This window comes from Lysobacter sp. Soil_C_59 (assembly GCF_057656415.1).
Window position 1 is genome coordinate 701,234 of sequence record NZ_JBDGKK010000002.1, and the last position, 21,252, is coordinate 722,485.

General features: G+C 67.9%; 19 protein-coding genes and 1 pseudogene. 10 read left to right on the forward strand and 10 right to left on the reverse strand.

Annotated elements, in window-relative coordinates:
- Window positions 1-107: 107 nt before the first annotated feature.
- Complete coding sequence (gene speE, locus AC3A3Q_RS06650) at window positions 108-959, reverse strand: polyamine aminopropyltransferase (RefSeq protein WP_487585470.1); 852 nt, start codon at window positions 957-959, stop codon at window positions 108-110.
- A 261-nt stretch (window positions 960-1,220) separates the two neighbouring features.
- On the opposite strand from speE, the gene speA reads away from it, so the two are divergent.
- Together speA and AC3A3Q_RS06660 are read left to right on the forward strand one after the other, a co-directional pair.
- Entirely contained in the window at window positions 1,221-3,116 is a 1,896-nt protein-coding gene (speA, locus tag AC3A3Q_RS06655; RefSeq protein WP_487585471.1) for an arginine decarboxylase, read from the forward strand.
- Window positions 3,117-3,205: 89 nt separating this feature from the next.
- Entirely contained in the window at window positions 3,206-4,108 is a 903-nt protein-coding gene (locus AC3A3Q_RS06660) for an NAD(P)-dependent oxidoreductase (RefSeq protein WP_487585472.1), read from the forward strand.
- Here AC3A3Q_RS06660 and AC3A3Q_RS06665 read toward each other — a convergent pair.
- The 4 genes from AC3A3Q_RS06665 to radC all read right to left on the reverse strand — a co-directional run bounded on the left by AC3A3Q_RS06665 (window position 4,092) and on the right by radC (window position 7,885).
- Window positions 4,092-4,487: a hypothetical protein gene (locus AC3A3Q_RS06665; protein ID WP_487585473.1), complete on the reverse strand. Its 396-nt coding sequence runs from the start codon at window positions 4,485-4,487 to the stop codon at window positions 4,092-4,094. The genes AC3A3Q_RS06660 and AC3A3Q_RS06665 overlap by 17 nt on opposite strands.
- 112 nt (window positions 4,488-4,599) lie before the next feature.
- The gene (locus tag AC3A3Q_RS06670) at window positions 4,600-5,424 is read right to left on the reverse strand and encodes an SPOR domain-containing protein (RefSeq protein WP_487585474.1); all 825 of its coding nucleotides are present in this window, start codon (window positions 5,422-5,424) and stop codon (window positions 4,600-4,602) included.
- Window positions 5,425-7,113 (reverse strand): arginine--tRNA ligase, encoded by a 1,689-nt coding sequence (gene argS, locus AC3A3Q_RS06675; RefSeq protein WP_487585475.1) that lies wholly within the window; start codon window positions 7,111-7,113, stop codon window positions 5,425-5,427.
- 97 nt (window positions 7,114-7,210) lie between these two features.
- Complete coding sequence (radC, locus tag AC3A3Q_RS06680; protein ID WP_487585476.1) at window positions 7,211-7,885, reverse strand: RadC family protein; 675 nt, start codon at window positions 7,883-7,885, stop codon at window positions 7,211-7,213.
- Window positions 7,886-8,101: 216 nt separating this feature from the next.
- On the opposite strand from radC, the pseudogene coaBC reads away from it, so the two are divergent.
- From coaBC to AC3A3Q_RS06695, 3 genes and pseudogenes are all read left to right on the forward strand, one after another.
- Window positions 8,102-9,338: pseudogene (gene coaBC / locus AC3A3Q_RS06685) on the forward strand (bifunctional phosphopantothenoylcysteine decarboxylase/phosphopantothenate--cysteine ligase CoaBC).
- A gap of 122 nt (window positions 9,339-9,460) precedes the next feature.
- Window positions 9,461-9,919, forward strand: coding sequence for a dUTP diphosphatase (gene dut, locus AC3A3Q_RS06690; protein ID WP_487585477.1), 459 nt, complete (start codon window positions 9,461-9,463; stop codon window positions 9,917-9,919).
- A gap of 24 nt (window positions 9,920-9,943) precedes the next feature.
- The gene (locus AC3A3Q_RS06695) at window positions 9,944-12,262 is read left to right on the forward strand and encodes a phosphomannomutase/phosphoglucomutase (protein ID WP_487585478.1); all 2,319 of its coding nucleotides are present in this window, start codon (window positions 9,944-9,946) and stop codon (window positions 12,260-12,262) included.
- A 74-nt stretch (window positions 12,263-12,336) separates the two neighbouring features.
- On the opposite strand, the gene AC3A3Q_RS06700 is transcribed toward AC3A3Q_RS06695, so the two are convergent.
- The 3 genes from AC3A3Q_RS06700 to AC3A3Q_RS06710 form a co-directional block, all read right to left on the reverse strand.
- Window positions 12,337-12,966 carry a hypothetical protein gene (locus tag AC3A3Q_RS06700; RefSeq protein ID WP_487585479.1) on the reverse strand — a complete coding sequence of 210 codons (630 nt, stop codon included), beginning with the start codon at window positions 12,964-12,966 and terminating at the stop codon, window positions 12,337-12,339.
- A gap of 65 nt (window positions 12,967-13,031) precedes the next feature.
- Window positions 13,032-13,694 carry an orotate phosphoribosyltransferase gene (pyrE, locus tag AC3A3Q_RS06705; RefSeq protein WP_487585480.1) on the reverse strand — a complete coding sequence of 221 codons (663 nt, stop codon included), beginning with the start codon at window positions 13,692-13,694 and terminating at the stop codon, window positions 13,032-13,034.
- A 10-nt stretch (window positions 13,695-13,704) separates the two neighbouring features.
- Window positions 13,705-14,232 (reverse strand): GNAT family N-acetyltransferase, encoded by a 528-nt coding sequence (locus tag AC3A3Q_RS06710; RefSeq protein WP_487585481.1) that lies wholly within the window; start codon window positions 14,230-14,232, stop codon window positions 13,705-13,707.
- Between the two features lie 66 nt (window positions 14,233-14,298).
- Between AC3A3Q_RS06710 and AC3A3Q_RS06715 the strand changes: the two genes are divergently transcribed.
- Genes AC3A3Q_RS06715 through AC3A3Q_RS06725 form a run of 3 tightly spaced genes read left to right on the forward strand, consistent with a single transcriptional unit; the run spans window position 14,299 to window position 16,866 of the window.
- On the forward strand, window positions 14,299-15,087 hold the full coding sequence (locus tag AC3A3Q_RS06715) for an exodeoxyribonuclease III (RefSeq protein WP_487585482.1): 789 nt from the start codon (window positions 14,299-14,301) through the stop codon (window positions 15,085-15,087).
- Window positions 15,077-16,489 carry an AmpG family muropeptide MFS transporter gene (locus AC3A3Q_RS06720; RefSeq protein WP_487585483.1) on the forward strand — a complete coding sequence of 471 codons (1,413 nt, stop codon included), beginning with the start codon at window positions 15,077-15,079 and terminating at the stop codon, window positions 16,487-16,489. The genes AC3A3Q_RS06715 and AC3A3Q_RS06720 overlap by 11 nt, the downstream gene beginning before the upstream one ends.
- Window positions 16,490-16,530: 41 nt before the next feature.
- Complete coding sequence (locus tag AC3A3Q_RS06725) at window positions 16,531-16,866, forward strand: hypothetical protein (protein ID WP_487585484.1); 336 nt, start codon at window positions 16,531-16,533, stop codon at window positions 16,864-16,866.
- A gap of 31 nt (window positions 16,867-16,897) precedes the next feature.
- Here AC3A3Q_RS06725 and AC3A3Q_RS06730 read toward each other — a convergent pair whose 3' ends face one another.
- Both AC3A3Q_RS06730 and AC3A3Q_RS06735 read right to left on the reverse strand, forming a co-directional pair.
- Window positions 16,898-18,007, reverse strand: coding sequence for an anhydro-N-acetylmuramic acid kinase (locus AC3A3Q_RS06730; RefSeq protein ID WP_487585523.1), 1,110 nt, complete (start codon window positions 18,005-18,007; stop codon window positions 16,898-16,900).
- Window positions 18,008-18,083: 76 nt separating this feature from the next.
- Window positions 18,084-19,547: a peptidoglycan DD-metalloendopeptidase family protein gene (locus AC3A3Q_RS06735; protein ID WP_487585485.1), complete on the reverse strand. Its 1,464-nt coding sequence runs from the start codon at window positions 19,545-19,547 to the stop codon at window positions 18,084-18,086.
- Between the two features lie 194 nt (window positions 19,548-19,741).
- Between AC3A3Q_RS06735 and tyrS the strand changes: the two genes are divergently transcribed.
- Both tyrS and AC3A3Q_RS06745 read left to right on the forward strand, forming a co-directional pair.
- Window positions 19,742-20,968 (forward strand): tyrosine--tRNA ligase, encoded by a 1,227-nt coding sequence (gene tyrS, locus AC3A3Q_RS06740; RefSeq protein WP_487585486.1) that lies wholly within the window; start codon window positions 19,742-19,744, stop codon window positions 20,966-20,968.
- Window positions 20,969-21,047: 79 nt separating this feature from the next.
- Window positions 21,048-21,252, forward strand: a 205-nt coding sequence (locus tag AC3A3Q_RS06745; protein WP_487585487.1) for a hypothetical protein, incomplete at its 3' end; no start/stop codon positions are given.

The following is a 21,252-nucleotide window of genomic DNA, read 5'->3' on the forward strand; positions in this document are numbered from 1 at the left end:
TCCCGCGAACGGAACGATGCATTGCGGGTCGGCGGGCGATTGTTGACCGCAAATGCAAAGAGCCCCGCGATCGGCGGGGCTCTTTCGACACAGCGAGGGTGGCGTTCCTACTCGCCCAGTTCGGCAGCCACGAACGGCGGTAGCTTGGCCGCGCCCTGGTGGATGTCGGCGGTGTAGTAGAGGGTGTCGAATGCCTTCGCGCGGGCGTCGGCTTCGCGGAAATCGAAGCCCTTGCCCTTGCGCGCGAGCGTGCAGCTCCACCAGCCGGTCGGGTAGCACGGCTGCGGGAACGGCAGGGTCTGGAAGGTCGTGAAGCCGGCCTTGCCCATCTCCGCGCGCATTTCCTTGATCAGCTTCAGCAGCATCAGCGGCGATTCGGACTGCTGCACCAGGATGCCGTCGTCCTTGAGCGCACGGAAGCAGCTCTCGAAGAAGGCCTTGTTGAACAGGCCCTCGGCCGGGCCGACCGGGTCGGTCGAATCGACGATGACGATATCCAGGCTGTTGGGCGCGGCATTCTTCATGAAGGCGATGCCGTCATCGAACAGCAGCTTGGCGCGCGGATCGTTGTTGGACTCGCACAGCTCCGGGAACCACTTCTCGGCCATGCGCGTGACCTGCTCGTCGATGTCGCACTGCACCGCGCTCTCCACGCCCGGGTGCTTGAGCACCTCGCGCAGCGTGCCGCAGTCGCCGCCGCCGATGATCACCACGTTCTTCGGCGCGGCATGGGTGAACAGCGCCGGGTGCGACATCATCTCGTGATAGAAGAAATTGTCCTTCGTCGTCAGCATCATCGCGCCGTCGATGAGCATCAGGTTGCCCCAGTCGGTGCTCTCGAAGATCTCGATCTTCTGGAACGGCGACTGCACCTCGTCGAGCTTGCGGGTGATGCGATAGCCGATGGCCGAGCCGGTCGGTTCGAAATTCTCGTAATGCCAGGAGGTGTTGTTGCTCATGCCGGTTCGTCCCAGGGGAGGTGGCCGCGGCCGAAGGTGTCCGTCGTCGATGGTGCGAACGGACCGGCGCAGGCGGGGAAAGGGGGCGGCATTGTAGCGGACCGGGTGTGACAGGGCCGGCGGCGGGCAGCTCGCGTTGCCGGGCAGGCGGCCGCGGGCGCCGCAGGAAGCGGTTGCGGGCCCTGCCGCAACGCTGTCAACAGACGCCGGCGCACGGGGCTGTAGAATGCGCCTCCCCCCGCCTCTGCCGGTACCACGCCGATGTCCCACTGGTCGCTCGATCAGGCCCGCAAGACCTACTCGATTCCGCACTGGTCGGAGGGCTACTTCGACGTGAATGCGGCCGGGCAGGTCGTGGTCCGTCCGCGCGGTGCCGCCGGTCCGGACATCTCGCTGCCGGAAGTGGTCGACCGTGCCCGCGGCAACGGCGCCAAGCTGCCGCTGCTGGTGCGTTTCCCCGACATCCTCGGCGATCGCCTCGGCAAGCTGCAGTCGGCCTTCGCCCAGGCCCAGTCCGACTGGGACTACTCGGGTGGCTATACGGCGGTCTATCCGATCAAGGTCAACCAGCACCAGGGCGTGGCCGGCACGCTGGCTTCGCACCACGGTGACGGCTTCGGCCTTGAGGCCGGCAGCAAGCCCGAGCTGATGGCGGTGCTGGCGCTGAGCCGCCCCGGCGGCCTGATCGTCTGCAACGGCTACAAGGACCGCGAGTACATCCGCCTGGCCCTGATCGGCCGCAAGCTCGGCCTGCAGACCTTCATCGTGATCGAGAAGCCGTCCGAGCTTGCGATCGTGATGGAAGAAGCCGCGGCGCTGGGCGTCAAGCCGGGCCTTGGCGTGCGCATGCGCCTGGCCAGCCTGGGCGCCGGCAAGTGGCAGAACAGCGGCGGCGACAAGGCCAAGTTCGGCCTGTCCCCGCGCCAGGTGCTGGACCTGTGGAAGAACCTGCGCGACTCGGGCATGACCGATTGCCTGCAGCTGCTGCATTTCCACATGGGCTCGCAGATCTCCAACGTCCGCGACATCGCCAACGGCATGCGCGAGGCCACCCGCTATTTCGTCGAGCTGTCGCGCCTGGGCGCGCGCATCGCCTACATGGACGTCGGTGGCGGCCTGGGCATCGATTACGAAGGCACGCGTTCGCGCGGCTACTGCTCGATCAACTACGGCGTGCACCAGTACGCCAGCAACATCGTCCAGCCCTTGGCCGAAGCCTGCGCCGAGCACGGCCTGGTGCCGCCGCGCATCGTTACCGAGTGCGGCCGCGCGATGACCGCGCACCACGCCGTGCTGGTGGCCAACGTGTCGGAGGTCGAAGAAGCGCCGGAAGGCCGCATCCCCGACGAGCACGACGACGAGCCGGCGGTGATCCGCCATCTGCGCGAGATCCATGCCGAGCTCGACCAGCGCCCGGCGGTGGAGCTGTTCCACGAGGCCCAGCACCACCACAGCGAAGGCCTGTCGCTATATGCACTGGGCCAGATCGACCTGGTCCACCGTGCGCGCATCGACGACCTGTTCTACGCCATCGCGCACGCCGTGCGAAAGCGCCTGAGCTTCGACGAGAAGAGCCACCGCGAGCTGCTCGACGAACTCAACGACCGCCTGGTCGACAAGTACTTCGTCAACTTCAGCGTGTTCGAGTCGATCCCGGACGTGTGGGCCATCGACCAGGTGTTCCCGATCGTGCCGATCGAGCGCCTGGACGAAGTGCCGACGCGCCGCGGCATCCTCGCCGACATGACCTGCGACTCCGACGGCACGGTCAAGACCTACGTCGAGAACGAGGGCCTGGACACCTCGATGCCGCTGCACGCGCCGCGCCCGGGCGAGAGCTACCGCATCGCCTTCTTCCTGGTCGGTGCCTACCAGGAGATCCTCGGCGACATCCACAACCTGTTCGGCGACACCGACGCGATCGAAGTGCGCGTCGACGCAACTGCGCAGGGCTACCAGCTGACCCAGCAGCGCCGCGGCGACACCACCGATGTCATGCTCGACTACGTCGGCTACAAGCTGTCGGACCTGCGTGCCGCCTACAAGGCCAAGGTCGCGGCGGCGGGATTGCCGGCCGAGGAGGCCGCGCGGATGGACGCGGCCCTGGAAACCGGCCTGACCGGCTACACCTATCTGGACGACACGCCGCTGGCGTGACGCCCTGGCCGGCATAAACACGACTCCGCGCCTGTGCGCGGATTGCAGCGGTCCCCGCCCGGCGGTGGATCGCGTTCTCAGGTAGGAAGGTGGCAGCGACCGCTGCCCCGCCTGCCACCAAGCGGAATATGAACAAGATGAAAGTTGGATTGATCGGCCTGGGCGCGATGGGCGCGCCGATGGCGCGCCACATACACACCACCGGCCTGCTTACCGCGGTGGGCAACCGCACCCAGGCCAAGGCCGATGCGATGGCCGCCGAGCTTTCGGTGCGCGCGGCACGCTCGGCGGCGAACTTCGCCGACTGCGATCTGGTGGTGCTGTGCGTCTCGCTCGATGCCGACGTGCTGGAAAATGTCGCCGCGCTGGCCGAAGTGCTCAAGCCCGGCGCGGTGGTGATCGACCATTCGACCGTGGCCGTGGAGACCGCGCGTCGGTGCGCGGCCATGCTCGGTGCGCACAACATCGCTTTCCTCGACGCGCCGGTCTCCGGCGGCGTTGAAGGCGCGCGCAACGGCAAGCTGTCGGTGATGGTCGGCGGCAATTCCGAAGCGCTCGACAACGTCCGCCCGGTCGTCGAAAGCTATGCCGCGCGTGTCACCCACATGGGTGCCAGCGGTGCCGGCCAGGCCGCCAAGGCGGTCAACCAGGTGCTGGTCGCCGGCATCAACGAAGCCGTCAGCGAAGGCCTGGCGCTTGGCGAGAAGCTCGGCCTGAATCCCGACAAGCTGCTGCCGACCTTGCTGGCCGGTGCGGCCAGCAACTGGTTCCTGGAAAAGCGCGGCGCCACGATGCTGCGTGACGAGTTCACGCCAGGCTTCAAGTGCGCGCACATGCTCAAGGACCTGCGCATCGTCCAGTCCGTCGCGCGTGACTGTGGTCTGCGCTTGCCGACCGTCGAACAGGCGCTGGCCGATTACGCCGAACTGATCGAACACGGACAGGGCGAGGCCGACACGTCGGCGCTGATCACCCTCAAGCGCGGCGGCTGATCCGCGCCAGCCATTGCGGACCGTACTGCGCGCCCCACCGGGCGCCCAGCACGGCGATGGCGAGCGAAAGCAGCATCGCCATCGCATTGAACTTCAGCACGAGCATCAACGGCATCGTCGGCGATGCCGCCGGAACAGCCAGGCTCGTCAGCCAGACCACGGCCATCAGCACCGCCGCGATCGGCGCAAAGCGCATGCCTGCGATCGCCCCGCCGGCGGCCATTGCCACCAGCACGCCGAACAGATCGAGCACGGGCAGGTCGCCCAGCGGCGTCTTGATCGCCTGGTTGAGGCGCGCATCGAACAGCATCGTGATCACGGCAAACAGCACCAGCAGGCCCAACGCCGCGATGCAGCCCCAAAGAATGCGCTTGTCCATGCCGTCCCCTCAAAGATCGGCGCAGTCTAGCCCGGGCTGCGGCGCAGCGCGGTGACCGCGGTCGCAGAGGCCGGAGGCGCAGCCCGGGCGGTTCGCCGGGGCTGCAAGCGCGTTACTGGACCTTGATGGCCATCGCCGGCAGGCCGCCGCTGGCGAGCTTGCGCTTGGCGTCGGCAAGGTCGCTGGCCGTGCCATAGGGCCCCATGCGGACGCGGTACACCGTCGAGCCCTTGATGCTGGCCGACTCCACGCGCGCGCTCAGACCGAGCAGGGCGATCTTCGCTTTCATTTCCTCGGCCTGGCCCGAGGCCTGGAATGCACCTGCCTGCAGCAGGTAACGGGTGCCGTCGTCGACCGCGGCGGCCGGCGTGGCCGCGCTGGCGTTGTTCGCCGCTGCCACCGGTGCCGGAGGCGTGGAATCCTGTGTGGCCGGCGTGGTGGTCGCCGCCGCCGCAGGCGCAGTCTCGACAGGCTTGGGCAGGGTCGCGACGGGCTTGTTGTCGGCCTTGTCCGCGTCGTCGTCGCTTGCCTTGCTCGCCTTCTGTCGGGCCGCTTCACGCTTGGCTTCGGCCTGTTCGCTGGCGGCCAGTTCGGCGTCCGACATCGGCACTTCCTTGCCAGGCAGCAGCGTGTAGAAGTCGTAGTCGGTGTCCTTCTTGCCCTCGCCGTTGCCGCGCTTGGGCTTGTCCGCCGGCTCGCTGCTGTCGCTGTCGCTGGCGATGGCTTCATCGTCGCCGCCCGAGACCGCGGCCGGCCTGGCGTCCGGGTTCGGTTGCGGACGGAAGAAACCGTCACCGCCGGACTTGACGTACTTGGGTGCGACCAGGATCACCACGACCGCGAGCAGGATGCCCAGCACCATCCATGCCCATCCCGGCAGGCCGCTGCTGTTTCCCTGGTTGCGTTTTGCCTGCGTCTTGCCGCGTCGTGCTGCCACTTACATCACCTCGGGGGCGCTCACGCCCAGTAGTTCGAGACCGTTGGCCAGGACCTGGCGCGTCGCCATCGCCAGCACCAGTCGTGCATCGCGGGTGTTGGCGTCGTCGACCAGGAACTGGTGGTCGTTGTAGTACGTCTGGAAGGTCTGTGCCAGTTCAAGCAGGTAGACCGCGATCTGGTGCGGTTCGAGGTCGCGGCCGGCGGTCTCGACGACGTCGCCGTAGCGCAGCAGCGTGGCGACCAGTTCGCGTGCCGGGGCATCGTCCAGGTCGAGCGGCTGCGCCAGGCCGTTGGCCGGGTCGTAACCCAGGCCGCGCTCCTTGAGCTGGCGCATCAGGCCGCACATGCGCGCATGCGAGACCTGGACGTAATAGACCGGGTTGTCCAGCGATTGGCTGCGGGCGAAATCGATGTCGAAGGTCAGCTGCGAATCGGGCTTGCGCGCGATCAGGAACCAGCGCGTGGCATCGCGACCGGCTTCGTCGATCAGGTCGCGCAGGGTCACGTAGCTGCCGGCGCGCTTGGAGAGCTTCACTTCCTCGCCGCCGCGCATGACCGTGACCATCTGGTGGAGCATGTACTCCGGCCAGCCCTCCGGGATGCCGCAGTCCAGCGCCTGCAGGCCGGCGCGCACGCGTGCCAGGCTGCCGTGGTGGTCGGCGCCCAGTTCGGTGACCGCGCGCTCGTAGCCGCGCTGCCACTTCGACAGGTGGTAGGCGACGTCGGGCAGGAAGTAGGTGTAGGTGCCGTCGGACTTGCGCATCACGCGGTCCTTGTCGTCACCGAAGTCGGTGCTGCGCAGCCACAGCGCGCCGCCTTCCTCGTAGGTGTGGCCGTGCTTGACCAGCTCGCGCACGGTTTCCTCGACCTTGCCGTCGGTGTACAGCGACGACTCGAGGAAATAGACGTCGAACGACACGCCGAACGCTTCCAGGTCGAGGTTCTGCTCGCGGCGCAGGTAGGCCACCGCGAAGCGGCGGATGGCATCGAGATCGTCCGGGTTCTTCTCGCCGGTGACGACATGGCCGTCGACTTCGACGCTGGCGCCATCGAGGTAGGCGCGGGCGACGTCCTTGATGTAGTCGCCACGGTAGCCGTCTTCCGGCCAGCCGGCGTCATCCGGGCCCTTGCCCTGCGCGCGTGCCTGCACCGAGATGGCGAGGTTGTTGATCTGCGCGCCGGCGTCGTTGTAGTAGAACTCGCGGGCGACATCCCAGCCGTTGGCGTCGAGCACGCGCGCGATGCAGTCGCCGATGACCGCTGCGCGGCCATGGCCGACGTGCAGCGGACCGGTCGGATTGGCCGAGACGAATTCGACGCCGGCACGATGGCCTTTGCCGGTGGCGTTGCGACCGTAGCCCGCGCCCTTCGCCAGAACCTCGCCGATGCGCTCGCGCCACGCGCCTTCGGCGACGTGGAAGTTGATGAAGCCGGGGCCGGCGATCTCGACCCGCCCGACTTCGGCACTGGCCGGCAGCGCATCGACCAGCGCCTGCGCGATGGCGCGCGGGTTGGACTTGGCCGGCTTGGCCAGCAGCATCGCCGCGTTGGTCGAGAAATCCCCCTGCGCATGGCTCTTGGGACGCTCGATCACGAACTCGGGCGTGGCCAGGTCGGCCGGCAAGGTGCCGGCGGCGCGGAGGGCGTCGATGGCCTGCGCCACCAGGGCGCGAAGAGTGGCTTTCACGGGGAGTCTGCGGGTGTTGCGGGACCGGGGATTGTACGCGACGCCCCGTCAGGTCACAGGACGGCGCATTCACGGCGAACCGCTCACACCCCGCCGCTCACACCCAGCCGCGCGCCGCCAGCGACACCGGCGGGCCGTCGGCGATCACGAAATGATCCAGCAGGCGCAGATCGACCAGCGACAGGGCCTGTTTCAAGCGAGCAGTCAGGGCACGATCGGCGGCGCTGGGCTCCGGATTGCCGCTGGGATGGTTGTGGCCGACGATCAATGCCGCGGCGTTGTGCGCCAGCGCGCGCCGGACCACTTCGCGCGGGTGTACCTCGGCGCCGTCGAGCGTGCCGCGGAACATCTCCTCGAACGCCAGCGCACGATGGCGGGTATCGAGGAAGAGCACCGCGAACACCTCCCGCGTCAGCCCGCGCAGGCGCTGGGCGAAATAGCGGCCGGCGGCCATGGGGTCGTCCATCGTGATCCCGCGTTCGAGGTCGGCGCCAAGCCGGCGATGGCTCAGTTCCAGTGCCGCCGCCAGCAGGCAGGCGCGAGCGGGCCCCAATCCGGGCAGCCGCGCCAGTTCCCCCGGCGGCCGCTCCAGCAGCGCCCGCAGCGGCCCGTGCAGGCGCAGCAGCTCGCGCGCCGTGGTGATCGCATCGCGGCCGCGCAGGCCCGAGCCGAGGAACAGCGCCAGCAGTTCGGCATCGGACAGGACGCCGGCACCCTGGGCCAGCAGCCGTTCGCGTGGGCGTTCGCTGCTGGGCCAGTCGCGGATGTGCATGGGTGTCCTTGTCGGATCAGGGGCGGGTAGGCCGGCCTGGCGGGAAGGTGATCGACCGCCGCGGGGCGAGGGGTCGCATCCAGTGCCCCTGGATGCAGCATCACGGCGGCCGATCACCCAGGCCCATTCGACATGCCGCGGCCATCGGGCGCCGCCGGGGCGCAACGTCCCATCGGGTAAGCTAAAGATCGAATTGTCGGTAGGTAGTTCCCACAGATGACCGGACCCAGTGCTCTGCAAGGACACAAGATCCTGCTCTGCGTCTGCGGCGGCATCGCCGCCTACAAGTCCGCCGAACTGGTGCGGCGCCTGCGCGACGCCGGTGCCGAAGTCACCGTGGCGATGACGCAGAACGCCCAGCACTTCATCGGTGCCACCACCTTCCAGGCGGTGTCGGGTCGACCGGTGCGCACTTCGCTGTGGGACGCCGCCGCCGAGGCCGCGATGGGCCACATCGAGCTGGCACGCTGGGCCGACCGCATCGTCATCGCACCGGCCACGGCCAATACCCTGGCCAAGCTGGCCCACGGCTTCGCCGACGACCTGGTCAGCACGCTGTGCCTGGCGACCACCGCGCCGGTCACCGTCGCGCCGGCAATGAACCACCGCATGTGGCTGCACGCCGCCACCCAGGCCAACATGGCGACGCTGCGCGCGCGCGGCGTGACCGTGATCGGACCCAACGATGGCCCGCTCGCAGAAGGCGAATCCGGGCCGGGGCGCATGGCCGAGCCGGAAGAAATAGTCGCGGCACTGGCACTGGCTAAGGCATGAGGACGGCATGAGCACGCACGCGACGCTCTCCGGCCTGCGCATCGTGGTCAGCGCCGGTCCCACCTTCGAGGACATCGATCCGGTCCGCTTCATCGGCAACCGCAGCAGCGGCAAGATGGGTTTCGCCATCGCCCAGGCGGCGGCCCGTCGCGGCGCCCAGGTCGTGCTCGTGGCCGGCCCGGTCTCGCTGCCCACGCCCGACGGCGTGCAGCGGCTGGACGTGCGCTCGGCCGCGCAGATGCATGAAGCCGTGCTGGCGCAACTGCCGGCGGACGTCTATGTCGGCGCCGCCGCGGTCGCCGACTTCGCGCCCGCGCATCCGGCCGGCAGCAAGATCAAGAAGCAGTCGGGCCAGGACACCCTGACCCTGACCCTGGTGCGCACCCGCGACATCCTGGCCGACATCGCCTCGCACGCGCAGCGGCCCAGGCTGGTCGTGGGTTTCGCCGCGGAAACCGACCATGTCGAGGCCTACGCCCGCGGCAAGCTCGAGAACAAGCGACTGGACCTGATCGCGGCCAATCGCGTCGGCGTGGCCGGCAGCGGCTTCGAGAGCGACGACAACACGCTCAACGTGTATGCGGCCACGGGCGAGTCGAAGGTGCTGGGACCGGCACCGAAGACCGAACTTGCCGACGCGCTGCTCGACCTGGTCGCGCAATCGCTGTCGCGCCACTAGACCGGCGTCACCTTCGCAGGCTTTCTCGTGGCGCACCGTGCCACGTGGGCGCCAGTCATGGCATGGTATTTGCGTCGGCTGTCATGTCGGCATCCCGAAACGGCGTCCAGCAGACCACACGAATGCACCACATCCTCCAGCTCCGGATCCTCGACCCGCGCTTCGGCTCCGAATGGCCGTTACCGGCCTACGCCACCAGCGCCAGCGCCGGACTCGACCTGCGCGCCGCGCTGTCCGAAGCGTTGACCCTGCAGCCGGGAGACGCGGCGCTGGTTCCCTCGGGCATGGCCATCCACCTGGGCGACCCGACCATGTGCGCGGTGATCCTGCCGCGGTCGGGCCTGGGCCATAAGCACGGCATCGTGCTCGGCAACGGAACCGGCCTGATCGATGCCGATTACCAGGGGCCGTTGTTGATCAGTGTCTGGAACCGCGGCCGCGAGGCTTTTACGATGCAGCCTGGGGATCGCATCGCCCAGCTCGTCATCCTGCCGATCGTGCGGGCGACGCTGCAGGTGGTTGAAGAATTCGAAACCAGCGCCCGCGGTGCCGGTGGCTTCGGCCACACCGGCGTGCGCTGACGTTGCGCTGGACAAGGGGAAGACATGAAGGGTGTTGAGAAAGAGCAGCTGACGGCTTCCGCCGCCCAGCTCAAGTCGGTGCTGCCGCTTGTCATCGTCGCTTGCGCGTTGCTGGCGGCCTGGTTCGGCTGGAGCGGCTGGCAGCTGCATCAGGATGGCGAGCGCCGGCAGGCGGTGGCAGCGGTGCGCGACGACGCGGTGCAGGCCGCGCAGCGGGCCTTGTTCACCGAACAAAAGCAATTGACCCAGCGACTTGCGGCGCCTGCGCTGCAGGCCGCGTTGGCCGCCGGTGACCTGGCGGCGGCGTCCGGCCAGCTCGCCCAGGGTTGGGCGGGTGCGACCGACGTCGTCATCCTGCCGACCGACCTGACGGCCGAGTACGCGGCGCTGCCCAAGGGCGGCTACGGCCGCCTGGGCGTGATCGAGGCCGCCATCGCATCCGACCGGCCGACGGCTGGGCTGGTTCGCCATGGCGGCGGCCCGCAGCTTGCGCTGGCGGCCCCGGCGCGAAGCGGCGAGCAGACGGTCGGCGTCGCCTATGTGCGCCTGCCGCTGCAGAAGGTCACCGCCGTGCTGGAGCAGGCGGAAGTCTCCGATGACAGCTACCTGGCCCTGCGCCAGGGCGGGTTCAGCGCGCTCGAGCGCGGTGACGCCACCCTGGCAGGGGGCGCCGAAGCCCTGGCAGCCAAGGTGCCGGGGACCGACCTGCGGGTGGCCGCCGCGGTCCCCGACGTCGCCGGAGGCCCGCTGGGCCTGGACGCGGTGCTGTGCTTCGTCGCCGCCGGCGTGTTTGCCCTGCTGGCGCTGCTGGCATGGCGCCTGCCGCATCTCAGGCTGGCCCGCGGCAAGGCCGAGACGGCCGAGGAGGGTGCGGTTCAGACGTTGGCAGAGAGCATGGAGCTCCTACCGGAGCCCGTGAAACCGCCGCCTGTGCCCTCTTCCAAGCCCACCACGCCCGCCCTGCCCGTCGCGATCGACCGCGGCATCTTCCGCGCCTACGACATTCGTGGCGTGGTCGGCCAGTCGCTTGACGCCGGCGTGGCCGAACTGATTGGCCATGCCATCGGCTCGTTGATGCACGACCAGGGCCTGACCGAGATAGTCGTAGGCCGTGACGGCCGCCTGTCCGGCCCGATGCTGACCGAAGGCCTGATCGCCGGCTTGCGCAAGGCCGGGCGCAACGTCGTCGACATTGGCATGGCGCCGACGCCGGTGGTGTACTTCGGCGCCTACCACCTGCGCGCCGGCTCGTGCGTGTCGGTGACCGGCAGCCACAACCCGCCCGACTACAACGGCTTCAAGATCGTGGTTGGCGGCGAGACGCTGTCCGGTACCGCGATCACCGACCTGTACGCGCGCATCGCCGAGGACCGCCTGCACCTGGGCGATCTGGGCAAGCTGAGCGAGCGCGACATCTCCGAAGACTACGTCCAGCGCATTGCTTCGGACGTGCAGATCGATCGCCCGCTGAAAATCGTGGTCGATGCCGGCAACGGCGTCGCCGGCGAGATCGGTCCGCGCGTGCTCAGCGCGATCGGCGCCGAAGTCACGCCGCTGTACTGCGATATCGACGGCACCTTCCCGAACCACCATCCGGATCCGAGCGAGCCGCACAACCTGGTTGACCTGATCAAGATGGTGCAGCGCCTGGACGCCGACCTGGGCATCGCCTTCGACGGCGACGGCGACCGCCTCGGCGTGGTCACGCGCGACGGCGAGAACATCTTCCCCGATCGCCTGCTGATGCTGTTTGCCGCCGACGTGCTCGAGCGCAACCCGGGCGCGGTGATCCTGTACGACGTGAAGTGCACCGGTCGCCTGCCGGGCCAGATCCTGCGCCACGGCGGCAGCCCGCTGATGTGGAAGACCGGGCACTCGCTGATCAAGGCCAAGATGCGCGAGACCGACGCCGAGCTGGCCGGCGAGATGAGCGGCCACTTCTTCTTCAAGGAACGCTGGTACGGCTTCGACGACGGCATCTACGCCGCCGCGCGCCTGCTCGAGATCCTGGCCGCGCAGTCGCGCAGCCCGTCCGAGACCCTCAATGCGCTGCCCAATGGCGTGTCGACCCCGGAGATCAAGGTCGATGCACCCGATGGCGATCCGCACACGTTCGTCGATCGCTTCCGCGACGAAGCCCGCTTCGAAGGCGCGCGCCTGTCGACCATCGATGGCCTGCGCGTCGACTTCGCCGATGGCTGGGGCCTGGTGCGTGCGTCCAACACGACGCCGGTGCTGGTGATGCGCTTCGATGCCGACAGCGCCGATGCGCTGGCCCGGATCAAGGCCGACTTCCGCAGCCAGTTGCTGGCGCTGAAACCGGACCTGGTGCTGCCGTTCTGATCAGGCCGACCCTTCTCCTGTCCGGAGAAGGGTCCTTCGTTTCGCCTGAAGCTGCGGCGTGGAGCCGGTTCCGCTCAGCTCTTCTTCATTGCGTGATAGCGCTCCAGCGCCGCGGCCAGGTCCTCGTCGATCAGGTCGCGCTCGGCCAGTTGCGAAGCCAGCATCGAGCGCTGCCGCAGCAAAAGCTCGTGCTGGGTCTGGATGTTGTCGCTGGCCTTCTTCGGCACGGGCTTCCCGTTCAGCTCGGTCTCGCCGGCGCGTCCGAGCAGGCTGATCAGGCTCTGCCGGCGGCCTTCGACGCCCAGCTTGGAGGCCTTGATCGTCTCGTCCATCAACGCGATCCGTTCGCCGAATGCGCGGCGCAGGTCCTCCTCGGTCGCGTAGGACTCCGCCATCGCCCGGTCACGCCGCGCCGCGACCTCGGCCGCCGCTTTGACTTCCTGGTCGAGCCTGGCCTGCACCGCGGCGGCGGCGCGCTCCTCCTCGGTCAGTGCGCGCGGCAACTGGCTGACAGCGCGTCCGCTCTTGGCGTTGAATTCGGTACGCGCGTTATCGACCGCGTGCGCTGGCAGCGCATCGCCGCAGACCCTGGCGCCGTTCTCGTTCCAGCAGTACAGCTTCTTCGTCGGAGCCTGCTGCGCCAGCGTCGATCCGGTCACGGCGATCAGCAGGGTGCAGGCGAGCAGGGGAAGCGTCTTGGTCATGGGCGGCTTGCTGGCGGCAACGTTATTCACAGTCACATGCAAGACTCACGCCACTTCAAGTGAAATCACGCCGACGCCTGGCTGCCATAGGCGTCGCGGTACGCCAGCAGGCGTTCGCGCTGGCTGGAGAGCTCTGCGTTGCCGCCGGCGAAGGCGAGCAGGTCCGACAGATTGGCCACGGCGATTACCGGCAGGCCCTGGTCGGCTGCGACCGTTTGTGCCGCTGAGCGTCGGGAAGTGGCCGGATCCACGGCCTCCTGGCGATCGAGCGCGATCACGATCCCGGCCGGCTCGCCGCCGCCGTCGCGGATGATCGACAGCGCTTCGCGGATCGCGGTCCCGGCCGTGATCACGTCGTCGACGATCAGCACCTTGCGGCCCTGCAGAGGCGCGCCGATCAGGCTGCCGCCTTCGCCGTGGGTCTTGGCTTCCTTGCGGTTGAACGCCAGCGGCAGGTCGCGGCCGCGGCGAGCGTACTCGCACGCCAGCGCGGTTGCCAGCGGGATGCCCTTGTAGGCCGGACCGAACAGCAGGTCGAAGCCGACCCCGTGGCCGTCGATCGCGTCGGCATAGCAGGCAGCCAGCTCGGCCAGGGCCGTGCCCGAGTCGAAGCGGCCGGCGTTGAAAAAGTACGGGCTCTGGCGACCGGACTTGAGGGTGAACTCGCCGAAGCGCAGGGCCTCGGCGCGCAGGGCCAGTTGCAGGAAACGGGTGCGATGGTCGGTCATGGAAGGGCTGTCACGGAACGGGTTGAAGGGGAAAGAACATCAGGTGCTGCGGACCGGCGCTGCCGCTCTGGTACAGCTCGCCGGTGTCGACGAAGCCAACCTTGCGGTAGGCGGCGATCGCGGCGTGGTTGTTGCAGTTGACGGTCAGCACCAGCAAGGCGCGATCGGGATGCCGCCGGCGCAGGTCGGCGCAACAGGCCACCATCGCCTGCGTGCCGAGACCGCGCCCCTGCTGGTCGTGCCCGATCACGAACGCACGCAGGCCAACGCTCGGGGCATGCATCGGCCGGCCAGCGACAGCATTGGGGGCGAAGTCGAGTCGGTAGGAGCCGACGACACGGTCGTCGGCCAGCACCGCCATCGCCTCGCTCATCGGGTCGCGCAGGCTGTCGGCCAGGTTGAAGGCGGTGTCGCCGACATAGCGGTACTGGTCCTCGCCCACGCGCAGCTCCCGAACCGCGGCGGCCATCGTTTCGTCGAGGACGCGGGCGACGCTTACACAGGTGGCGACTCGGACGGATGGCGCAGGCGCTGGCATGCGGGAATGATAGGCCCTGCCTGCCGCGTCCGGGCTATGATCGCCGCATACCGTCATGGAGTGCGCATGCGCATCATCAGCTTCAACGCCAATGGCCTGCGGTCGGCCGCCAACAAGGGCTTCTTCGACTGGTTCCGCTCCCAGGATGCGGACGTGTTGTGCGTTCAGGAAACAAAGGCGCAGGAACACCAGCTGGGTGATGCGGACGGCTTGAAATCGGAATTCCGCCCCGACGGTTACAAAGCGTGGTTCAAGGACGCCAGCACCAAGAAGGGCTACAGCGGCGTGGCGATCTACAGCCGCCGCGAGCCCGACGAAGTGCGCACCGCGATGGGCTGGGCACCGTTCGACGACGAGGGCCGCTACATCGAAGCGCGCTTCGGCAACCTCAGCGTGGTGTCGTTCTACATTCCCTCCGGTTCCTCCGGCGACGAACGCCAGGGCTTCAAGTTCGAAGTCATGGAGTGGCTCAAGCCGCGCCTGGACGAATGGCTCGCCAGCGGTCGCGACTACGTCCTGTGCGGCGACTGGAACATCGTCCGCTCGCGCCTGGACATCAAGAACTGGACCAGCAACCAGAAGAACTCGGGCTGCCTGCCGCCGGAACGCGAGTGGCTCAACGGCCTGTGCGCCGAAGACAGCGGCTGGGTCGATGCCTATCGCGCGCTGCACACCGACGGCCAGGACTACACCTGGTGGAGCAACCGCGGCGCCGCACGCGCCAACAACGTGGGTTGGCGCATCGACTACCAATTGGCGACGCCGTCGCTGCGTGACAAGCTGAAGGCCTGCTCGATCGCGCGCGACCCGCGCTTCTCCGACCACGCCCCTTTCACGGTCGACTATGAGCTCTGACGTCGCGGCCGCCGCCAAGCCGGCGGAAAAGAAAGGCTGGCGACTGGTGCTGGCCAACCTGAGCCAGCCCAAGGTGCTGGTGATGCTGCTGCTGGGTTTCAGTTCCGGCATTCCGCTGTACCTGGTTGGCAACACCCTCGGCTTCTGGATGCGCGAAAACGCCATCGAGCTGTCGACGATCGGTTTCCTGTCGTGGGTGGGCCTGGCCTATTCGCTGAAGTTCCTGTGGGCGCCCCTGGTCGACAAGCTCGATGCGCCGCTGTTCGGGCGATGGCTCGGCCGTCGTCGCGGCTGGATGCTGCTGTCGCAGATCGTGGTCGCCGCGGCCCTGGTCGGCATGGCGCTGGTGCAGCCGCAGCAGGGGCAGCTGGTGCTGGCCGGTGTCGTGGTCGACCAGTTGCTGGTGTTCGGCGTGCTGGCGCTGGTGGTCGCGTTTGCTTCGGCAACGCAGGACATCGTCATCGACGCCTGGCGCATCGAGATCGCCGACAGCAACGAGCAGCAGGGCCTGCTGACCTCGACCTCGGCGCTGGGCTACCGCGGCGCGCTGCTGGTCACCGACGCCCTGATCCTGATCTTCGCCGCGCACGTCGGCTGGTCGATGTCGTACGAGCTGATGGCCGCGCTGATGGGCGTGGGTATGGTCGCGACGTTTGCGGCTCGCGAACCGGCGTCCAGCGTGCTGGCGGCGAAGACGCCGCACCCGGCGCTGTTCACCGCCAATGGCCTGTACGACGCCCTGGTCGGCCCGTTCGTGGTGTTCTTCCGCGATCACGGCAGCTGGGCGCTGCTGATGCTGGTGACGATCAGCCTCTACCGGATGCCGGATTTCGTCTTCGGTCCGATGGCGAACCCGTTCTATGCGGACCTGGGCATCGACAAGGAAACCGTCGGTGCCGTGCGCGGTTCGTTCGGCCTGGTGGCGACCATCGTCGGCATTGCCGCGGCGGGCCTGTCGGCGCTGCGCTTCGGCTTCATCGCCACGTTGCTGGCCGGTGCCGTGCTCGGCCCCGCCTCCAACCTCGCCTTCGCCTACCTGGCCCACCACGGCGCGGACCCGGGCGTGTTCACCGCGGCGATGGTGATCGACAACTTCTGCAACGGCTTCGCCGGCGTGGCCCTGATCGGCTACATGTCGAGCCTGACCAACGTCGGCTACACCGCCACCCAGTACGCCCTGCTCAGCTCGTTCTACGCCCTGCCGGGCAAGTTCCTGAAGGGGTTGTCCGGGGTCGCGGTCGAGCACCTGGAAGTGGGGCGCAGTTTGCTCGACGCCTATTCGCTATTCTTCGTGGGTACGGCCCTTATCGGCGTGCCTGCGCTGCTGCTTTGCCTGATACTGGCCATGCGCCGTCCCGGCGCGGCGCCTGGTGCGCCTGCGGCCAATGGTTTAACCGGGTAGCCCGTGCTCTTGGGAAGCACGCCGCCCGTGAAGGAGTACCCATGACCGACATCATCCTGCACGACATCGACCCCCTGCTGCTCGACCGCATCAAGCGCGTCGCCAACCAGCGTGGCTGGGGTCTGCAGGAGTCGCTGATGCATCTGCTTGAGCATGGACTGTTTGCCATCGAAGCCGAGATTGCCGCGCGATTCACCGATAGCGACGCGATGGCCCTGCAGGCTGCGATCTCTGCGCTCGAGGGGATTCCCAGCGACCCCGGCTATGCCCTGATCGGCCGTGTCGAACGGCCCGCGGACGTGAAAACGCCGACGCTGGAGCAGCAGGGCCTGACCGATATCGACCGCGACCTGCTCGACTTCGTCCGCAAGATCTGACGGGGCGCCGCCGCCTCGCGGTGCTACCCGCTCACGATGCCGGGTGAATCGCCCCGAGCACGCGCGGGCCACGTGCCCCGCTGACGGCAGGCAGGTTGCCGGGAAGTCCGGACAGGGTCTGCCGGGCCAGCCAGGCAAAGCCCATCGCCTCCACGAAATCCGGATCCACGCCGTGGCGTGCGGTCGATTCAACGGTTGCGTCGGGCAGGTGCTGGCCGATCGCCGCAAGCAGGCGTGCGTTGTGCACGCCGCCACCGCAAGCCAGGACGCGACGGGTGTCGGGCTGGTGGGCGAGCAGGGCATCGGCAATGGTGATCGCGCTCAGTTCCAGCAGCGTGGCCTGCACGTCGGCCGCGGCTTCCGTGCCTGAAAGCCGCGCCTGCAGCCAATCGAGGTGGAAGTGCTCGCGGCCGGTGCTCTTCGGCGGCGGCAGCATGAACCACGGATCGTCGAGCAGGCGCGCCAGCAGTTCGGCATCCAGCCGCCCGCGTGCCGCGAACGCGCCGTCGGCATCGTAGGGCTGGCCGGTGTGGCGCTGGCACCAGGCATCGAGCAGGCAGTTGGCCGGGCCGGTATCGAAACCGCGCACCAGGCCCTGTGCCGGCAGCAACGTGAAATTGGCGATGCCACCCAGGTTGAGCACCGCGCGCTGTTCGCCCGCGCTGTGCAGCAGGGCAGCGTGCAGCGCCGGCAGCAGCGGCGCGCCGTGGCCGCCGGCTGCAACGTCACGGCGACGGAAGTCGGCGACCGTGGTGATGCCGGTGCGCTCGGCAATCAGGTTGCCGTCGCCGAGCTGCCAGGTGAAGGGATGCTGGCCATTGAAACGGGCGCCTTCGGGGCGATGGCGCACGGTCTGCCCATGCGAGCCGACCGCAAGCACCTGCGCCGGGCCGACGCCGGCCTCGTCGAGAAGCTGCCGTGTGGCCGCGGCGAAGGCCTCGGCGATCTGCACGTCGAGCGTGCCGATCTCATCGAGTGACTGCGCTTCGCCACCCTGGCCCAGCGCCACCAGGCGCTCGCGGATACCTGCGTCCCAGGCGTAGGTACGACCCAGGAGCAGTTCCACGTCGTGTTGCGAGAAGCGCACCAGCGCGGCATCGATGCCGTCGGCGCTGGTGCCGGAGATCAGGCCGACGAACAGACCATCGACTGCGCGACCATCTACCGCACGACCATCGACTGGGCTGCCGGGCGGGCCGGCGCGGAGCACGGGCACGTCAGGCCTTGGTCTTGGCGGGCTTCCTGGCCTTGCCAGGCGCCGCGGCGGGCGCCGGAGCCGGCGCATCGGCGTCGGCGTAGATGATGTTCTCGACCTTCTGGATCCGTGCCAGGGCCACGCCGGTCTGGGCGCGGAACTGTGCCAGCGCGGCGCCCGACAGCGGCTCCGGCGGCGGCATGGTGATCGACAGCGGGTTGCGGTGCACGCCGTTGACGCGGAACTCGTAGTGCAGGTGCGGTCCGGTCGACATGCCGGTGGTGCCGACGAAGCCGATCACCGTGCCCTGGGCGATACGCTGGCCCTTGCGGATCTTGCCGATGCGCGACATGTGACCGTACAGCGTGGTGTAGCCGCGGCCGTGGTCGAGGACGACCGCGTTGCCGTAGCCGCCCATCCAGCCGGCGGACTGCACGCGCGCGTCGCCGGCGGCCATGATCGGCGTGCCGGTGCGCGCGGCGTAGTCGACGCCCTTGTGCATGCGGGTGCGGCCCAGCACCGGGTGCCTGCGGGTGCCGAAGTTCGAAGTCAGGCGCGCATACGGGATCGGCATGCGGATGAAGCTCTTCTTCAGCGGACGGCCGTCGCCGGTGAAGTACTCGGACTTGCCGTTTCGCTCGAAGCGGAAACCGGTGTGAAGCTTGCCGCCGGTGGTGAAGGTCGCCGCCAGCACCGGGCCGGTGCGCAGCAGCTCGCCTTCGCGCCAGGTCTGCTCGACCACCACGCTGAAGCGGTCGTCGGCGCCGACGTCTTCGTTGAAGTCGATGTCGTACTTGAAGATCTCGTCGGTCAGCGTGTTGATGTTGCTGCCCGACAGGCCGAGCTTGCGGCCCGAGCGGAACAGCGACTTGCCGACCTTGCCGCTGATGACCACGGTGCGGCTCTCGGTCGGGCGGACCAGCACCTTTTCGGTGATCTTGTCGCCGGCCAGGCTCAGTTCGACGCGATGGCTGTCGTCGCGGTCGTAACGGAACGTGCGCAGCTCGGCCGGTTGCCCGTTGGCACCTTGCGGCAGGTCGAACGCGAGTTCGGTGCCGGGCTTGAGCCGGGTCAGGATCGCCTTGTCGCCAGACTCATCAAGGATCCGGTGCATGGTGGCCGCCGGCAGGTCGAGATCCTCGAACACCGCGCCCAGGGTCTGGCCGCGCTCGACACGGACGATCTGCCAGCTGTCACCCTTGTGGCCTTTCAGGCGCGACAGCGGCAGCGGCGGCAAGGCCAGCGCGAGCGAGCTGCGCTGCGTATGCAGTGGCTGCTTGCTGGCAGCGGGGCCGAAACCGGGGACAATGGCGGCAACGAGAACGCCGAGCGTCGCAAACAGGCTGGCGTGAGCCCACTGGCGACGCGACCAGCGACCGTTGAAACCGTTGGAAGCGCCAGTGGCCAGCACCGGTCGGTGCAGAGCGGCTTCGCGCAGGGCCTTGAGGCGCTCGCGCCGTTCCGTACCGCTATCGTGTGCTGTCATTTGAGGTATCTCGCGCGCTGGTGTGAAGGCCGCGTTGCCGCGTTACCATAGTGACGCGAGAAGTGTGCGTCAAACCCTTGTCCTGAATAGGGTTTTTCATCACAACTCGAGAGCCGGGTGTTTAACTTTGGTTTAACCCGAATCCATGACGGTGATCGCACTTCGCGTTCACCATTCACATTGCGAGTCCCGCCTTGTCCCCCCAGTCCGCAGCCTCCGTCCAAGACGCCCTAGACCTGATCGGCCGCGGTGCCGACGAGATCCTCAAGCGCGAGGAGCTGGAGGCCCGCCTCAAGCTGGGCCGCCCCCTGCGGATCAAGGCCGGCTTTGACCCGACCGCCCCGGACCTCCATATCGGCCATACGGTCCTGCTGAACAAGATGCGCCAGTTCCAGGACCTGGGGCACCAGGTGATCTTCCTGATCGGCGACTTCACCGGAATGATCGGCGACCCGACCGGCAAGAACGTGACCCGCAAGCCGCTGACCCGCGAGGACGTGCTGGCCAACGCCCAGACCTATGCCGACCAGGTCTTCAAGGTCCTGGACAAGGAGCGCACCGAGGTCCGCTTCAATTCCGAGTGGTTCAGCAAGATGGACGCGGCCGACATGATCAAGCTGGCCGCCCAGCACACGGTGGCGCGCATGCTCGAGCGCGACGATTTCGCCAAGCGCTATGCCGCCCAGCAGTCGATCGCGATCCATGAATTCCTCTATCCGCTGGTCCAGGGCTACGACTCGGTGGCGCTCAAGGCCGACGTCGAGCTCGGAGGCACCGACCAGAAGTTCAACCTGCTGATGGGCCGCGGCCTGCAGGAGCACCACGGCCAGCCGCCGCAGATCGTGCTGACCATGCCGCTGCTGGAAGGTCTGGACGGCGTCAACAAGATGTCCAAGTCACTGGGCAACTACATCGGCATCAATGAACCTGCAATCGACATCGTCACCAAGACGATGAAGATCGACGACGTCTTGATGTGGCGCTGGATCGAGCTGCTCAGCTTCGAGATCTCGATGGCGGAGGCGGCGAAGCTGCGGAGAGACATCGAAGCAGGGCAGCTGAACCCGCGCGACCTGAAGATGCGCCTGGCGCGCGAGCTGGCGGCGCGTTTCCACGGCGAATCGGCCGCGGAACAGGCGGTGGCGGGTTGGAATGCCGCGGTGCGTGGCGAGGGCGATACCGCTTCGCTGCCGCTGACGGACGTAGCGGTTCCGGCTGAAGGAATGCGCATTGCGGCGTTGCTGACGGCTGCGGGACTTACGCCAAGCAACTCCGAAGCGAACCGCAAGCTCAAGGAGCGCGCGGTTCGCATCGACGGTGAAGTGATCGAAGACGCACAGCGTGTGTTCGCGCCAGGCTTCGAAGGCGTGCTCGCAGTCGGCAAGCGGACCTTTGCGCGCATCCGCCTGATCGCAGCGTAGTTGCGTGCTCTTCCCTTCTCCCCTTGTGGGAGAAGGTGCCCCGAAGGGGCGGAAGAGGGGCTGCTTTTGCAGTTGCTCCATGCATCGAAATGCATGTTCAGCACGCGCAATCACCGTCACACAAAGCGATGAACCCACTCATCGCAAACGTCAACAAAAAATTCGCAAAGAATTTTTCGATTTACCCCTTCCAATGCGCGTTGTGCGTGTGCACAATGCGCGCCCCGCCACGGTGAACATCACTTCGGCGGGACGCGGAAAAGACGGGATGAAACGAGGCGGTT

What these genes read in the sequence shown, in the direction of transcription:
- AC3A3Q_RS06710 (WP_487585481.1), bottom strand. Translation starts at nt 14,232, where the DNA reads ATGCCAGCGCCTGCGCCATCCGTCCGAGTCGCCACCTGTGTAAGCGTC.
- AC3A3Q_RS06725 (WP_487585484.1), top strand. Translation starts at nt 16,531, where the DNA reads ATGACCGACATCATCCTGCACGACATCGACCCCCTGCTGCTCGACCGC.
- radC (WP_487585476.1), bottom strand. Translation starts at nt 7,885, where the DNA reads ATGCACATCCGCGACTGGCCCAGCAGCGAACGCCCACGCGAACGGCTG.
- AC3A3Q_RS06735 (WP_487585485.1), bottom strand. Translation starts at nt 19,547, where the DNA reads ATGACAGCACACGATAGCGGTACGGAACGGCGCGAGCGCCTCAAGGCC.
- AC3A3Q_RS06715 (WP_487585482.1), top strand. Translation starts at nt 14,299, where the DNA reads ATGCGCATCATCAGCTTCAACGCCAATGGCCTGCGGTCGGCCGCCAAC.
- speA (WP_487585471.1), top strand. Translation starts at nt 1,221, where the DNA reads ATGTCCCACTGGTCGCTCGATCAGGCCCGCAAGACCTACTCGATTCCG.
- AC3A3Q_RS06720 (WP_487585483.1), top strand. Translation starts at nt 15,077, where the DNA reads ATGAGCTCTGACGTCGCGGCCGCCGCCAAGCCGGCGGAAAAGAAAGGC.
- dut (WP_487585477.1), top strand. Translation starts at nt 9,461, where the DNA reads ATGCACCACATCCTCCAGCTCCGGATCCTCGACCCGCGCTTCGGCTCC.
- pyrE (WP_487585480.1), bottom strand. Translation starts at nt 13,694, where the DNA reads ATGACCGACCATCGCACCCGTTTCCTGCAACTGGCCCTGCGCGCCGAG.
- speE (WP_487585470.1), bottom strand. Translation starts at nt 959, where the DNA reads ATGAGCAACAACACCTCCTGGCATTACGAGAATTTCGAACCGACCGGC.
- AC3A3Q_RS06695 (WP_487585478.1), top strand. Translation starts at nt 9,944, where the DNA reads ATGAAGGGTGTTGAGAAAGAGCAGCTGACGGCTTCCGCCGCCCAGCTC.
- AC3A3Q_RS06700 (WP_487585479.1), bottom strand. Translation starts at nt 12,966, where the DNA reads ATGACCAAGACGCTTCCCCTGCTCGCCTGCACCCTGCTGATCGCCGTG.
- AC3A3Q_RS06665 (WP_487585473.1), bottom strand. Translation starts at nt 4,487, where the DNA reads ATGGACAAGCGCATTCTTTGGGGCTGCATCGCGGCGTTGGGCCTGCTG.